The 13888-nt window shown below is 71.1% G+C and carries 13 protein-coding genes; 7 read left to right on the top strand and 6 right to left on the bottom strand.

Annotated features, from left to right (window positions below; genetic code table 11):
* Positions 1-53: 53 nt before the first annotated feature.
* The 3 genes from BEK98_RS42125 to BEK98_RS42135 are packed head-to-tail and all read right to left on the bottom strand — an operon-like array spanning position 54 to position 3513.
* Positions 54-905, bottom strand: a complete 852-nt coding sequence (locus BEK98_RS42125) for a geranyl diphosphate 2-C-methyltransferase (protein WP_094222102.1) — start codon at positions 903-905, stop codon at positions 54-56.
* Positions 906-935: 30 nt separating this feature from the next.
* Positions 936-2093 (bottom strand): family 2 encapsulin nanocompartment cargo protein terpene cyclase, encoded by a 1158-nt coding sequence (locus BEK98_RS42130; protein ID WP_094222103.1) that lies wholly within the window; start codon positions 2091-2093, stop codon positions 936-938.
* Positions 2094-2103: 10 nt separating this feature from the next.
* A complete protein-coding gene (locus tag BEK98_RS42135) occupies positions 2104-3513 on the bottom strand; it encodes a family 2B encapsulin nanocompartment shell protein (protein ID WP_094222104.1) in 1410 nt (469 codons plus the stop codon).
* Positions 3514-3817: 304 nt separating this feature from the next.
* Between BEK98_RS42135 and BEK98_RS42140 the strand changes: the two genes are divergently transcribed.
* Positions 3818-4723: an SGNH/GDSL hydrolase family protein gene (locus tag BEK98_RS42140; protein WP_094222105.1), complete on the top strand. Its 906-nt coding sequence runs from the start codon at positions 3818-3820 to the stop codon at positions 4721-4723.
* 77 nt (positions 4724-4800) lie between these two features.
* Here BEK98_RS42140 and pgm read toward each other — a convergent pair whose 3' ends face one another.
* Positions 4801-6441 (bottom strand): phosphoglucomutase (alpha-D-glucose-1,6-bisphosphate-dependent), encoded by a 1641-nt coding sequence (gene pgm, locus BEK98_RS42145; RefSeq protein ID WP_094222106.1) that lies wholly within the window; start codon positions 6439-6441, stop codon positions 4801-4803.
* Positions 6442-6627: 186 nt separating this feature from the next.
* Here pgm and BEK98_RS51050 point away from each other — a divergent pair, with 186 nt between their 5' ends.
* Positions 6628-6750: a hypothetical protein gene (locus BEK98_RS51050; RefSeq protein WP_279635512.1), complete on the top strand. Its 123-nt coding sequence runs from the start codon at positions 6628-6630 to the stop codon at positions 6748-6750.
* Positions 6751-6835: 85 nt separating this feature from the next.
* Here the strand turns inward: BEK98_RS51050 and BEK98_RS42150 are convergent, their stop codons facing one another.
* Positions 6836-7675, bottom strand: coding sequence for a chitosanase (locus BEK98_RS42150; RefSeq protein WP_094222107.1), 840 nt, complete (start codon positions 7673-7675; stop codon positions 6836-6838).
* A 269-nt stretch (positions 7676-7944) separates the two neighbouring features.
* On the opposite strand from BEK98_RS42150, the gene mgrA reads away from it, so the two are divergent.
* The 5 genes from mgrA to sph all read left to right on the top strand — a co-directional run bounded on the left by mgrA (position 7945) and on the right by sph (position 12261).
* Positions 7945-8988 carry an L-glyceraldehyde 3-phosphate reductase gene (gene mgrA / locus BEK98_RS42155; protein ID WP_094222108.1) on the top strand — a complete coding sequence of 348 codons (1044 nt, stop codon included), beginning with the start codon at positions 7945-7947 and terminating at the stop codon, positions 8986-8988.
* Positions 8989-9110: 122 nt separating this feature from the next.
* Positions 9111-9290 (top strand): hypothetical protein, encoded by a 180-nt coding sequence (locus BEK98_RS42160; RefSeq protein WP_094222109.1) that lies wholly within the window; start codon positions 9111-9113, stop codon positions 9288-9290.
* A 118-nt stretch (positions 9291-9408) separates the two neighbouring features.
* Entirely contained in the window at positions 9409-9894 is a 486-nt protein-coding gene (locus tag BEK98_RS42165) for a cation:proton antiporter regulatory subunit (protein ID WP_094222110.1), read from the top strand.
* A 5-nt stretch (positions 9895-9899) separates the two neighbouring features.
* Positions 9900-11132, top strand: a complete 1233-nt coding sequence (locus BEK98_RS42170) for a cation:proton antiporter (RefSeq protein ID WP_094222111.1) — start codon at positions 9900-9902, stop codon at positions 11130-11132.
* Between the two features lie 145 nt (positions 11133-11277).
* Positions 11278-12261 (top strand): sphingomyelin phosphodiesterase, encoded by a 984-nt coding sequence (gene sph / locus BEK98_RS42175; protein WP_094222112.1) that lies wholly within the window; start codon positions 11278-11280, stop codon positions 12259-12261.
* On the opposite strand, the gene BEK98_RS42180 is transcribed toward sph, so the two are convergent.
* Positions 12234-13871 (bottom strand): MFS transporter, encoded by a 1638-nt coding sequence (locus BEK98_RS42180; protein WP_244202221.1) that lies wholly within the window; start codon positions 13869-13871, stop codon positions 12234-12236. The two genes, sph and BEK98_RS42180, sit on opposite strands and share 28 nt — an antisense overlap.
* Positions 13872-13888 lie beyond the last annotated feature (17 nt).

Raw genomic sequence — 13888 nt, forward strand, 5'->3', positions numbered from 1 at the left:
TGGTACGGACCCTCGAAGCTTTCCACACCGTCCGCGCGGACCGCCGACGCCCCTCAGACTCGGTCCGCCGCGATCAGCAGGTAGTGGAAGCTGCCCTCCTTGTACGCCGTCAGGAAGGGGTCCTCAACGCCTGTGGCCAGCGAGGACTTGGCGCGCAGCTCCCAGTAGGGGATGGTCGCGTCCGTGAGGTCGACGACGTTCATCGGGACCAGGCCGCTCGCGGCCATGGCCTTGAAGTAGGCGCTGCGCGGGTGGATGTTGCAGGTGTAGTGCTCGTCGATGCGGCTGACGGCCTTGGAACGGCCGCCCGTCACATCGTTGTAGCAGCCCGTGATGACGACGTAGCGGCCACCGAAGGCCAGTTGGCGGGCATGCTCGGCGAAGAGGTCGAACAGGTCCACGTACATGGTGGATTCGTTGTTCCAGATGCCCTGGAACGCGCCGGTCGGCAGGCCGGTGTCCAGCATGTTGCGGAAGTGGTAGCGCACCTGGTCGTCCACCCCCCGCTTGCGGGCCTGGCCGTTGGCGAACTCGACCTGCGCCTCGGAGATGGAGACGCCGTCGACCTGGCAGCCGAAGCGGGCGTTGGCCATGATGCTGGTGCCGCCGCGGCCGCAGCCGGCGTCCAGCAGACGGTGGCCGGGGGCGATGGGGCCGAGGTGGTCGAGCAGGACGTCGGCCTGGGCCGACTCCAGGCGGTGGAGTTCGGCGACGATGCGCTCGTCGCGGGCGTCCTCGGGGCCGTCCAGGACGGAGGGGTCGTAGTCGCCGATGCCGTAGTGGTGGTGATAGAGGCCGTCTACGTCGCCCAGGCGCAGGTTGACCGGGTTCTTCTCTGCGTTCCAGTAGTCCGCCACGGACTTCTGGTAGGCGGTGCGCAGGACGGGGGCGGGGGTGGTGGTCACGGAAGTGGGGCTCCTTGCGGTGTGCGGAGGTCAGGAAGTGGTGGAGGCATAGCGCCGGCTGCCGCTGTGCCAGGCGCGGTTGCCGCCCAGCCAGGCCCACACCCCGGTGAGGAAGCGGCGCAGCTGGGGTGAGCCGGTCAGGGCCAGGGCCGCCGCCTCGGTCTCGAAGGTGCGGACCAGCTCGTCGTGGATCGCCGCGCTCCGCTCCAGCGCCTCGCGCGGCGTGCAGTGCTCCTCGGCCGCGATCACGGTCGGCAGGTTGAACTCCACGCTGTCCGAGTGGTGTTCCTTCGCCATCGAGTACAGGTCGTTGACGAGGGTGGCGGCCGTGGACGCCATGGTCACGGCACGGCGGACGCGCGGATCGGCGTACTCGGCGGCGGGCAGTACGTAGCCGCCCACCATGTCGGTCATCGCCACGCACGGGACGAAGCTGTTGATCTGACGGTGTGCCAGGTACTCCCAGACGGCGGGCATCCGGCCCTGGGAGCGCCAGGACCCCTCCTGTCCGTAGCCCACGAACAGCACCGCGACCTCGTGGTGCAGCCGGGCCAGTTGGGACCAGTCCGCGTACCGGGCCATGTGCGCGAAGGCGGAGCGCAGGGCGGTCCTGACCGGGTCGTCCCGCATGGCCTTCTCGACGGCGGGAACGTAGCGGAGCGGAGGGTGGGCGGGGTCGATGGCCGCGTAGGCGAGGCCGAGGTGCGCGCCGAGCAGCGCCGGCGCGGCCCCCGTCGTCTCGTCGTCGCAGTAGTAGTCGTCCGTGGCCCACTCCGCCAGGGCGCACTTGCCGGCCGCCAGCAGCCGGTCCGGGTCGTCGGTGTCGGGGTGCGCCAGCATCATCAGGCGACCGAAGTCCGCCGCGCGGACGCGGTCGAGGCGGCCGGCGTAGAGGCCGATCTCCTCGGCCCACGCCAGCAGGCGGGCGTTGACCTCCTCGGCGAGCGCCGGGTCGTCGCGGAGCGCGGGCGGGCAGTACAGCTCCGGCACCTCGGTGCCCCCGACGTCCTTGCGCCTGGCCGTGATCCGGGCGGCCGACGTGCCCAGCCCCGTCGGACCGGTCGGCAGGGCGGTCCTTTTCGCCGGCCCCTCCGGGCGGGCACCGGGGTGCTCGGCGAGCAGCTCGGCCACCAGCCGCGCCACGTCGTGACGTGCCGTGGGTGCCGCGATCCGGGACAGCAGTGACACGGACTTCTCCTTACGACGGCGTGCCGAAGACCTCGACGTTCTCCAGAACGCCGAGCGCGTCGGGCACGAGAACGGCCGCCGAGTAGTAGGTGCTGACCAGGTAGGAGATGATCGCCTGGTCGTTGATGCCCATGAACCGGACGTTCAGGCCCGGCTCGTACTCGTCCGGGATCCCGGTCTGCCGCAGGCCGACGACGCCCTGCTCCCCCTCGCCGAGCCGCATCGCGAGGATCGCGGAGGTGCCCTGCTCGGAGACCGGGATCTTGCCGCAGGGAACGAGGGGGACGCCGCGCCAGGCCGGTACGGGGTGTCCGCCGATCTCGGCGGTGTCGAACGCGAGACCCCGCTTGTTGCACTCGCGGCCGAAGGCGGAGATCGCCCTCGGGTGGGCGAAGAACGCCTTCGTCCCGCGCCGCATGCTGAGCAGCTCGTCCATGTCGTCCGGGGTGGGCGGGCCGGAATGGGTGGAGATGCGCTGGCTGTAGTCGGCGTTGTGCAGCAGCCCGAAGTCGGGGTTGTTGACCAGCTCGGACTCCTGGCGCTCGCGCAGCGCCTCGATGGTCAGCCGCAGCTGTTGCTCGACCTGGTCCATCGGGTCGTTGTAGAGGTCCGCGACCCGGCTGTGCACTCGGAGGACGGTCTGGGCGACGCTCAGCACGTACTCGCGGGGCCGGAGTTCGTAGTCGACGAACGTGCCCGGCAGCACCGGCTCACCGCTGTGACCGGCGGCGAGGGCGATGGCCGCCTCGCCCTTCTTGTTCCGCGGCCGTGTCTTTTCTGCCTGGCTCCGCCGGACGTGGGCCCGCAGCCCCTCGTTCCTGCCCGCCACTTCCTCGTACGCCTCCCGGGGGAGCGCCAGCACCGTGCACGCCGTCAACGCGCGCGCCGTGAACTCCCACGTGCCCGGCTGCTCGCCGACCATCTGCCCGCCGAGGAACCCGCCGTCGGCCAGCACACCGCGCCGGGTCTCCTCGCCGTACTGGCCGGGCGCGAGCTTCTCGACCTTGCCGTGCGCGATCAGGTAGACGTGGTCGACGGCCCGGCCCTGCCGGGCGATCACCTGGCCGGGCTCGTACTCCCGCTGCTCGCACCGCTCGGCCAGGGCCCACAGCACCGCCTCGTCGCCGAACCCACGCAGCAGCGGCAGTTCGCCCAGCTCGGCGGGGACGACCTTGACCGCGGCGCCCTCCTGGACGAAGGTCACCCGGCCGTCGCCTATCTCGTACACCAGCCGACGGTTGACCCGGTACGCGCCGCCCGTCACCTCCACCCAGGGCAGCATCCGCAGCAGCCACCGTGAGCTGATGCCCTGCATCTGCGGCACGGTCTTGGTGGTGGTCGTCAGATTCCGCGCGGCGGCGATCCCGAGACTGAGCTGTGCCCGGCCTGCCGAGTGGTCGGGCTGCTCCGGCTGCGACATCCTGGTCCCTTCGTATGGGCGCCTGCATCAAGAAGGAGCCCCTGACGGGCCGGTCGACCCGTGGGGCTCCTGTGGCGCAAGTGAATCAACGTCAAATGATGTTGGTCGAGACAGCCGGAGGAATAACCGACATCTTTGGCCGATAACCTCCGCAGGCAAGCGCCAATCGGCCACCGCTCCGGCGCGAATGTTCCGTCCCGCTTCTGGTCCGTGAGACCTACCGGACGGTATACAGGCCCAGTTGAACGCGCGGACCGCTCTTCATGGGGGCCGTGCGATGTCACGGCCTCAGGGGGAGGATTCCATGGCGAACGACACGCGCAGGGCGGCCGGGGCGAGAGGCCGAAGGCGAACCGCCGTACTGGGGGCGGCACTCGGGGGCTGCGCCCTCGTCGCCGCGTCGACGGTACCCGCGGCCGCGCACGGCCACGACCTCAGCTACGTCTCCCTCGGGGACTCCTACACCTCGGGCCCGCTCATCCCCCGCCAGGTGGACGCCAACTGCGCCCGCTCCGACCACAACTACCCCTCGCTCGTGGCGACGCAGCGCGAGGCGACCGCGTTCAAGGACGTGAGCTGCGCCGGGGCCACGACGAACGAGATGTGGAAGCCGCAGGGCACCAACGACCCGCAACTCGACGCGCTGGGACGGGACACCGACCTGGTGACGGTGCAGATCGGCGGGAACGACGTCGGCTTCGGCTCGATCATCGGCACCTGTGCCCGCCTCGGCGTCCAGGACCCGACGGGCAACCCCTGCGAGCGCTCGTACAAGGCCTCGGGCTACGACCAGTTGGCGCTCACCATCCTGGAGACCGCGCCGAAGATCGACCGGGTGCTGCGGGCCGTGCACGCCCGTGCCCCGCATGCGCGGGTGCTCCTCGTCGGCTATCCGGACCTGCTGCCGGACGACGGCAGCGGCTGCTTCCCCTCGGTGCCGTTCGCGCAGAAGGACTTCCCCTATCTGCGGGACACCCAGAAGCGGCTGAACCTGATGCTGCGCCTGGTCGCCGCGTGGAACCGGGCCGAGTACGTCGACACCTACGGCCCCACGGTCGGCCACGACATGTGCAAGGCGCCCGCGGACCGCTGGATCGAGCCGCTGCAGCCGGCCTCGCCCGCGGCCCCCGCACACCCCAACGCCAAGGGCGAGGCCGCCATGGCGCAGGCCGTGCTGGACCGGCTGGAGCGGGGCCGCGGACGCGGCTGAGCGGGCACGGCTGGGCAGGGACGGCGACGGCCTCCGCGCGCGAGTCACGGAGGCCGTCTACAGATGGACCCGGGGCCTCAGCCGCCGAGCGCCGCCAGGACCACGCCCTTGGCCTCCTCCTGCACCCGGGCGAGGTGGTCGGGGCCGAGGAACGACTCGGCGTAGACCTTGTAGACGTCCTCCGTGCCCGAAGGACGGGCCGCGAACCAGGCGTTGGCGGTGGTGACCTTGATCCCGCCGATGGCGGCGCCGTTGCCCGGGGCCTCGGTGAGAACGCCGGTGACCGCCTCTCCGGCGAGCGTGTCGGCGGTGACCTGGGCCGGGGACAGCTTCGCCAGCAGCGCCTTCTGCTCGCGGGTGGCGGGGGCGTCGATGCGGGCGTAGGCGGGTTCGCCGAAGCGGGCGGTCAGGTCGGCGTAGTGCTCGGACGGCGTCTTGTCCGTGACCGCCGTGATCTCGGAGGCGAGCAGGGCCAGCAGGATGCCGTCCTTGTCCGTCGTCCACACCGAGCCGTCCCGGCGCAGGAAGGAGGCGCCGGCCGACTCCTCGCCGCCGAACCCGAGGGTGCCGCCGGCCAGTCCGTCCACGAACCACTTGAACCCGACCGGCACCTCGACCAGTTGACGGTTCAGGTCGGCGGCGACGCGGTCGATCATCGTGGAGGAGACGAGCGTCTTGCCGATGCCGGTCTCGGCGGGCCACTGCTCGCGGTGCCGGTAGAGGTAGGAGATGGCGACCGCGAGGTAGTGGTTGGGGTTCATCAGGCCCGCGTCCGGGGTGACGATGCCGTGCCGGTCGGCGTCGGCGTCGTTGCCGGTGGCGATGCGGAAGCGGTCGCGCTGCTCGATGAGGGAGGCCATCGCGTACGGCGAGGAGCAGTCCATGCGGATCTTGCCGTCCCAGTCCAGCGTCATGAACCGCCAGGTGGGGTCGGTGTGCGGGTTGACCACGGTCAGGTCGATGCCGTGCTCCTCGGCGATCCGGCCCCAGTAGGCGACGGAGGCTCCGCCGAGCGGGTCGGCGCCGATGCGCACGCCGGCCGCGCGGATCGCGTCGAGGTCGAGGACGCTCGGCAGGTCGCCGACGTAGGCGCCCAGGAAGTCGTACCGCTGGGTCGTGTCGGCGGCGAGGGCGCGGGTGTACGGCAGCCGCTGTACGTCCTTCAGGCCGCCCGCGATGATCTGGTTGGCCCGGTCCTGGATCCAGGAGGTGGCCTCGGAGGCCGCCGGGCCGCCGCTGGGCGGGTTGTACTTGAAGCCGCCGTCGGCGGGCGGGTTGTGCGACGGGGTGACGACCACGCCGTCGGCGAGGCCCGAGGTGCGGCCCCGGTTGTACGTGAGGATCGCGTGCGAGACCGCGGGCGTGGGCGTGTAGCCGTCCGCGCTGTCGATGAGCACCGTCACGCCGTTGGCCGCGAACACCTCCAGCGCGGTGACCTTCGCGGGCTCGGACAGGGCATGCGTGTCGGCGCCGAGGAACAGCGGGCCGTCCACGCCCTGTTCCGCGCGGTACTCGCAGATGGCCTGGCTGGTGGCGGCGATGTGGTCCTCGTTGAAGGCGGTCGCCAGGGACGAACCCCGGTGCCCCGAGGTGCCGAACGCCACCCGTTGCCCCGGGTCGGCCGGGTCGGGGTGCAGCGCGTAGTACGCCGTGACCAGCCGGGCCACGTCGACAAGGTCCTCGGGACCGGCCGGCCGGCCGGCTCGCTCGTGCGGCATGAGTCCGCTCCTCCGCATCAGTGTGATCGATCGCTGGAGCCCATCTTTCCTCGTCAGGGGCTCGGCGTGCGAGTGCGCCACCGGCGCGGAGGGCGGAGTGGGCCGTCTGCCCCGCGATCCACTTCTCCCACCGTCGTTTCCGCGGCACGCTGTCGGGTGCCGCCTCCGACAGGCAGGTAACCGCTCGTGACCGGACCCACCGTCAAGGCCCCGTGGCCGCTGGCCCGTTCCGCCCAGGCCGCCGTGGCCGCGGCGGAGGTCTACCGGGGGCACGACGAGGTCCTGGTGAACGTCTGGCGATCGCCGTGATCCAGCGCGTCACGGCGCGGCAGGCCACAGCGCCGGGGGCCGCGCTCCCGGCCCCCGGCGGACCTGCCGCGTCTCTCCTGGGCCGTCAGCCGATGTGGTAGCTGTCCCCGTACACCTTCCAGTCCAGCGGGGTGTTCAGGTCGAGGTTGCCCTTGCGCAGGAAGACCCGCTGTTCGGTGTCGACCCTGCTGGTGTCGCTGTGCGCCTCCTCCTGCTTCATGGCCCACACCCGGGCGTCGAGGAAGGCGTTGAGGTACGTCGTCTCGCTGCCGCCCTGCGCCGGCGGCTTGGCGCTGCGCAGGGCCCGCTTGCGGATGTTGCGGAAGCTGGTGGGGTCGTCGCCGTCGCCGTGCATGACGATGGCGTCGTAGTAGGCGAACTGGCCGAGGGCGCGCAGCCCGTCCGTCTTGCCCTGGGCGACCGCGGGGTTGAAGTAGACGCGGTCGCGTTCGTCGTTCTGCGCCTGCTGGAAGGCGGAGTCCTGGGCGGCCTTGCGCCAGTCCTTGGGGTAGTTGGGGTCCAGTCCGTCGTGCGAGTCGCTGCCGTTGACCTGCCGCAGGGCCGGCAGGTACTTGGCCAGGACGTTGCCGGGCTTGCGGTCGGTGTAGAGCTGGACGAGGTCGAGCATGTCGCCGGTGCCGGAGCAGAAGCCGATGATGCCGGCGGTGTAGCCGCGGCCGTCGCCGATGTCCTCGATGTACTTGTACTGGGCCTTCCAGTCGAGCGAGGAGTTCTCCGCGCTGGAGACCAGCTGCATGGCGATCTCCTTCTTCGCCGGGTCGTCGAGGCCGGGCGCCGCCGCCGGTGCCGCCGCGACGCGCTCGACGCCGAGCAGGGCGCCGGAGGCGACGGCGCCGAGGACGGCGACGACGGTCCGGCGGGAGAGACGGGCGGATACTGCCGAGTCGCGCTCTGTGTGCTCCACAAGGACTCCAAGTAGGGGTGGGGGGTGGCGAGTTGGTCCGTACCGATACTGGTAGGAAAGTTTCCTATCAAACACGGGGGCGACCGGTAACCCGCTCCGCGAGAAGTTCGTAGGATCGAACAGTGCGGCCGCGCCGCGCCCGATTCAGAAACCGGAACGCTCAATGCCATGCGAGGCATCGGTTGGACTTACGAATCATGAAGGCGCAGGGTGGACGAGCCCCTTCGCACACGACGGGCACCCCTACGGCACCATCCGGAGACGACCCGATGAACCACGTCGCGGACCCCGATCGCTACAACGGCACCATGCGCTACCGCCGCACCGGCCGTTCGGGACTGGACCTCCCGCTCCTGTCGCTGGGCTACTGGCACAACTTCGGCGACGACCGCCCCTTCGAGACCCAGCGCGAGATCGCCCTGCGCGCCTTCGACCTCGGGATCACCCACCACGACCTGGCCAACAACTACGGTCCGCCGTACGGCGCGGCCGAGATCAACTTCGGCCGGCTGCTGAAGCAGGACCTCGCGCCGTACCGGGACGAGCTGGTGGTCTCCACCAAGGCGGGCTGGGACATGTGGCCGGGCCCCTACGGGCAGGGCGGCGGCTCCCGCAAGTACGTGCTGGCCTCACTGGACCAGTCCCTGCGCCGCACGGGCCTGGACTACGTGGACATCTTCTACTCCCACCGGCTGGACCCGAGCACCCCGCTGGAGGAGACGATGGGCGCGCTCGACACGGCCGTCCGCCAGGGCAAGGCCCTGTACGTCGGCATCTCCTCCTACGACGCCGAGCGCAGCCGGCAGGCGGTCGCCATCCTGCATGAGCTGGGCACCCCGCTGCTGATCCACCAGCCGTCGTACAGCATGCTCAACCGCTGGATCGAGACCGACGGCCTGCTGGACGCGGCCGAGGAGGAGGGCTTCGGCGTCATCGGGTTCACGGCGCTCGCCCAGGGCCTGCTGACCGGCCGCTACCTCGACGGCGTGCCCGAGGGCTCGCGGGCCGCGGCCGGCACGTCGTTCGACCCGGCGTGGCTGACCGAGGACATGCGGCACCGGCTGCGCTCCCTGAACGACATCGCCGCCCGGCGCGGGCAGACCCTGGCCCAGATGGCCCTGGCCTGGGCGCTGCGGGACGAGCGGGTCACCTCGCTGGTCATCGGCGCCTCCCGCGTCGAGCAGCTGGAGCAGAACGTCACCGCGCTGGAGAACCTCGACTTCAGCGCCGAGGAACTGGCCGAGATCGACAAGTACGCCACCGACGGCGGTGTGGACCTGTGGCGGGACGCCCGCCTGGGGAACCTGGGCTGAGGCACCACCTTGGGCCGAAACCCTGGCACTGAGTGACACCTGTCACTGACATAAGGGAAAAGTAGGACATAATGGAAGTGGTCCGGCCCGCGACCCCGCGATTTCAAGGAGCCGCTTCCCGCATGGCTTACGGAGCCCACAGCCCCTTCCCGCCTCCCCACCCCGACCTGGGTCTCGCTCGCGACTGCGCGCAGTGCCTCGGCTGGGGAACCGTCGTCACCCGCGACGGGGATCACGAACTGTGCCGCACCTGCCAGCCCGACCAGGGCGACGGCGAGAGCGGCCTCCGCTCCGCCTCGTAACCCGCCCGGTCGCCACCCCCCTGCCCAACCGGAGCCCTTCGTTCGGCCGTTCGCCGTCAGGTTAGGCTTCCGGTAATGGTTTCACCAAGAAACCTTCAAGTCGGGCAGGGGGGCAGCCATGGGCGCCGCACGCACGAGTACGACACCGTTGCCGGGCATCGGTGTCCGGTACGACCTCACGACCCGGGAGCAGCGCCGCCTGTCGGTGGTGGCCCACCGCGACGGTTCGAGAACGCTGAGCGCCTACCGCGGTGACGATCCCGATGCCTGCGCGCTGTCCGTCCGGCTCACCGGCGGGGAGGCGGAGTCGCTGGTCGAGGCGCTGAAGCCGACGCACCACAGCCCGAACCTGCTGTCCACCACCGAACTGGGTCTGGTGGCCGAACGGGTCCAGCTCTCCGCGACGTCCCACTGGAACGGGCGGCTGCTCGGCGACACCCGGATGCGCACCGAGACCGGCGTGTCGATCGTGGCCGTGCTGCGGCTCGCCGAGGCGATCCCCTCCCCCGGCCCCGACTTCCGGCTGGCCGGCGGGGACACGCTCATCGTGATCGGCACCCGCGAGGGCGTCGACGCGGCCGTCGGCATACTCGGCCGGGAGTGAGGCGAATGCACTCCTCCGCGGTCTTCCTGATCGAGTTCGGCGCGATCATCCTGAGCCTCGGGCTGCTGGGCCGGCTCGCCGCGCGCCTGAGGTTCTCGCCGATCCCCCTGTATCTGCTGGCCGGCCTTGCCTTCGGTGAGGGCGGACTGCTGCCGCTCGGCGCCAGCGAGGAGTTCGTGGCGATCGGCGCCGAGATCGGCGTGGTCCTGCTGCTGCTCATGCTGGGCCTGGAGTACACCGCGAGCGACCTGGTCTCGAACCTCAGGACGCAGTACCCGGCCGGTCTCGTCGACGCCGCCCTCAACGCCCTGCCGGGCGCCGCCATGGCCCTGCTGCTCGGCTGGGGCCCGATCGCCGCGGTCGTCCTCGCCGGGATCACCTGGATCTCCTCGTCCGGCGTGATCGCCAAGGTACTCGGCGACCTGGGCCGGATCGGCAACCGGGAGACCCCGGTGATCCTCAGCATCCTCGTGCTGGAGGACCTGTCGATGGCGGTCTACCTGCCGGTGGTCACCGCCCTGCTCGCCGGGACCGGGCTGGCCGCGGGCAGCGTCACGCTCGCCGTCGCCCTCGGTGTCGCGGGCCTGGTCCTGCTGCTGGCGGTGCGCTACGGCCGGCACATCTCCCGCTTCGTCTCCAGCGACGACCCCGAGAAGCTGCTGCTGGTCGTGCTGGGCCTGACCTTGCTGGTGGCCGGTGTCGCCCAGCAGCTGCAGGTCTCGGCGGCGGTGGGCGCGTTCCTGGTCGGCATCGCGCTGTCCGGGGAGGTCGCCGAGGGCGCGCACAACCTGCTCGCGCCCCTGCGGGACCTGTTCGCGGCGGTGTTCTTCGTCTTCTTCGGCCTGCACACCGATCCGGCCAGCATTCCGCCGGTGCTGCTGCCCGCGCTCGCCCTGGCCGCCGTCACCACACTCACCAAGATCGCGACGGGCTACTGGGCGGCGCGCCGGGCGGGGATCTCCGCCAAGGGCCGGTGGCGGGCCGGCGGGACCCTGGTGGCCCGCGGCGAGTTCTCCATCGTCATCGCCGGCCTCGCCGTCACCTCGGGCATCGACTCCGACCTCGGCCCGCTGGCCACGGCGTACGTCCTCATCCTGGTGGTCCTCGGCCCGCTGACCGCCCGCTACACCGAGCCGCTCGCCCTGCGGCTCACCGGCCGACGAGGCCGCCACGAGGCCCCGGCCGCCGGTCCGGCCGAGGACACGGCACCGCTGGAGGACGCTGTGGGGCGGCCCTGACACGGAGCAGCGACCGCCTCGCAAACGGACTCTCGGCCTCCTCCCCTGTGTGCCATCTGTTGCCCGCATGGGTGTTACCTATGGGTAATCCCAGGTGATTTGATGTGCGGCGCCACTCAACCCCCTTCATCCACAGGGAGATCCAGTGACGCTCCTCGCACCCCGCCGTGCCCTCGGCGCGGCCGTGCTCGCCCTCGCCCTGCCCGCGGCGGCCCTCGCCGGTTCCACCCCGGCGGCGGCAGCCGGGCAGGCACCGGCGCTGAAGGTCCTGACGTACAACGTCTTCCTCATGAGCAAGAACCTGTACCCGAACTGGGGCCAGGACCACCGGGCCGCGGAGATACCGAAGACGCCCTTCTTCCGCGGCAACGACGTGGTCGTTCTGGAGGAGGCGTTCGACAACTCCTCCTCCGACGCTCTGAAGAGCGCCGCGGGGGCCGAATACCCGTACCAGACAGCGGTGGTGGGCCGCAGCCGCAGCGGCTGGGACGCGACCGGCGGGGCGTACTCGGCCACCACGCCCGAGGACGGCGGGGTCACCGTGCTGAGCAAGTGGCCGATCCTGCACAAGGAGCAGTACGTGTACAAGGACGCGTGCGGCGCGGACTGGTGGTCCAACAAGGGCTTCGCGTACGTCGTGCTCGATGTGAACGGCACCAGGGTGCACGTGGTCGGCACGCACGCGCAGTCCACGGATCCCGGGTGCGGCGCGGGTGAGGCGGCGGCGATGCGCAGCCGGCAGTTCAAGGCCATCGACGCGTTCCTGGACGCCGAGAACATCCCCGCCGACGAGGAGGTGCTGCTCGCGGGCGACCTCAACGTCGACTCGCGCAGTGGCGAGTACGCGTCGATGCTCGCCGACGCCGGCCTCGTCGGAGCCGACGCGCGCACCGGGCACCCGTACTCCTTCGACACGCAGGAGAACTCCATCGCCCACGACCGCTACCCGAACGATCCGCGCGAGGACCTGGACTACGTCCTCGCCCGCGCCGGTCACGCCCGTCCGGCGGGATGGCGCAACGAGGTCGTCAAGGAGCAGTCGGCGCCCTGGACGGTGACCAGCTGGGGGACGTCGTACACGTACACGAACCTCTCGGACCACTACCCCTTGCGGGCGTACGCCGGGTAGGAGCCCTTCGGGGTGTCGTCGCCGGCGGGCTCGTGGCCGCCGCGCAGGGCGGAGGCGAGGGCCGAGACCAGGGCCATGCCGGCGGCGACGGCGAAGACGATGGTCAGGCCGTGGTGGAAGGGGCCGGAGACCAGCTGCGGGAAGAACGTGTGACCGGTCAGGGTGGCGCGCTGGGCTGCCGTCAGGTGGTCCAGGGTGTCACCGGCGCCGAGCAGGTGGCCGATGGGGTTGTTGCCCAGGAAGGTCGCGAAGAGGGTGCTGACCGGGGGCAGCGAGGCCACCTGGTGGGCGGTGCCGGCGGGCACGCCGTGCGCCTGGAGTCCGCTGCCGAGCGTCGACGGCAGGGAGGAGGCCAGTCCGGAGACCATCAGCGAGAAGAAGATCCCGATGGACAGGGCCGTGCCCGAGTTCTGGAAGGTGGAGCGCATCCCGGAGGCCACGCCCCGGTGGCGGGCGGGGACGCTGCCCATCACGGAGGAGGTGTTGGGCGCGGAGAACATGCCCTGGCCGAAGCCGTTGAGGAAGAGCAGCGTGGCGAACGGGCCGTACGCGAAGTTCACGGGGAGCGCCAGCAGGCCCAGGAAGGAGCCGGCGACCACGATCAGGCCGGCCGTGGAGAACAGGCGGGCGCCGAACCGGTCCGAGAGGTAGCCGGATATCGGGCCGGCGATCAGGAAGCCGAGGGTCAGCGGCAGCATGAAGATGCCGGCCCACAGCGGGGTGTCCTCGAAGTCGTAGCCGTGCAACGGCAGCCAGATGCCCTGCAGCCAGATGATGAGCATGAACTGCAGGCCGCCGCGGGCGATCGCGGTCAGCAGGGCGGCCAGGTTGCCCGCGGCGAAGGCCCGCACCCGGAACAGGGACAGCCGGAACATGGGCTCGGCGACCCGGGTCTCGACCACGCAGAACGCGAGCAGCAGGCCGACGCCGCCGATCAGGCCCGCGAGCACCCAGGGGTTGGTCCATCCGGTGGGATGGCCGCCGTAGGGCTGGATGCCGTAGGTGATGCCCGCGAGGAGGATACCGGCGCCCGTGGCGAAGGTGACGTTGCCGAGCCAGTCGATGCGGCCGCGTGCGCCGGCCGTGGTCTCGCGCAGGCTGAGGTACGACCAGATCGTGCCGGTCACGCTGACCGGGACGCTCACCCAGAACACCGCCCGCCAGTCGACCGCGGCCAGCAGACCGCCGGCGAGCAGGCCTAGGAACTGCCCGGCGAGCGCGGTGATCTGGTTGATTCCGAGGGCCGTGCCGCGCTGCCGGGCCGGGAAGGCGTCGGTGAGGATGGCGGCCGAGTTGGCGGTGAGCATGGAACCGCCGAAGGCCTGCACGATGCGCCACAGGATCAGCCACAGGGCGCCCGCGCCCGCCCGGAACGGGTCGAGGGACAGCGCGACGGAGGCACAGGCGAAGACCAGGAAGCCGAGGTTGTAGATGCGGACCCGGCCGAACATGTCGCCGAGCCGGCCGAGGACGACGACCAGGACGGCCGACACCAGCAGATAGCCGAGGATCATCCACAGCAGATAGCCGATGTTGCCCGCGGCGAGCGGGTCCAGGCCGATCCCGCGGAAGATGGCCGGCAGCGAGATGATCACGATGGAGGCGTCCATCGTGGCGATCAGGACGC

The sequence above is a fragment of the Streptomyces diastatochromogenes genome (assembly GCF_002242805.1).
Classification (GTDB): domain Bacteria; phylum Actinomycetota; class Actinomycetes; order Streptomycetales; family Streptomycetaceae; genus Streptomyces; species Streptomyces diastatochromogenes.

Coding starts and splice junctions, on each gene's coding strand:
- BEK98_RS42135 (WP_094222104.1), bottom strand. CDS start 3,513: ATGTCGCAGCCGGAGCAGCCCGACCACTCGGCAGGCCGGGCACAGCTC.
- BEK98_RS42140 (WP_094222105.1), top strand. CDS start 3,818: ATGGCGAACGACACGCGCAGGGCGGCCGGGGCGAGAGGCCGAAGGCGA.
- pgm (WP_094222106.1), bottom strand. CDS start 6,441: ATGCCGCACGAGCGAGCCGGCCGGCCGGCCGGTCCCGAGGACCTTGTC.
- mgrA (WP_094222108.1), top strand. CDS start 7,945: ATGAACCACGTCGCGGACCCCGATCGCTACAACGGCACCATGCGCTAC.
- BEK98_RS42160 (WP_094222109.1), top strand. CDS start 9,111: ATGGCTTACGGAGCCCACAGCCCCTTCCCGCCTCCCCACCCCGACCTG.
- BEK98_RS42165 (WP_094222110.1), top strand. CDS start 9,409: ATGGGCGCCGCACGCACGAGTACGACACCGTTGCCGGGCATCGGTGTC.
- BEK98_RS42170 (WP_094222111.1), top strand. CDS start 9,900: ATGCACTCCTCCGCGGTCTTCCTGATCGAGTTCGGCGCGATCATCCTG.
- BEK98_RS42180 (WP_244202221.1), bottom strand. CDS start 13,871: ATGGACGCCTCCATCGTGATCATCTCGCTGCCGGCCATCTTCCGCGGG.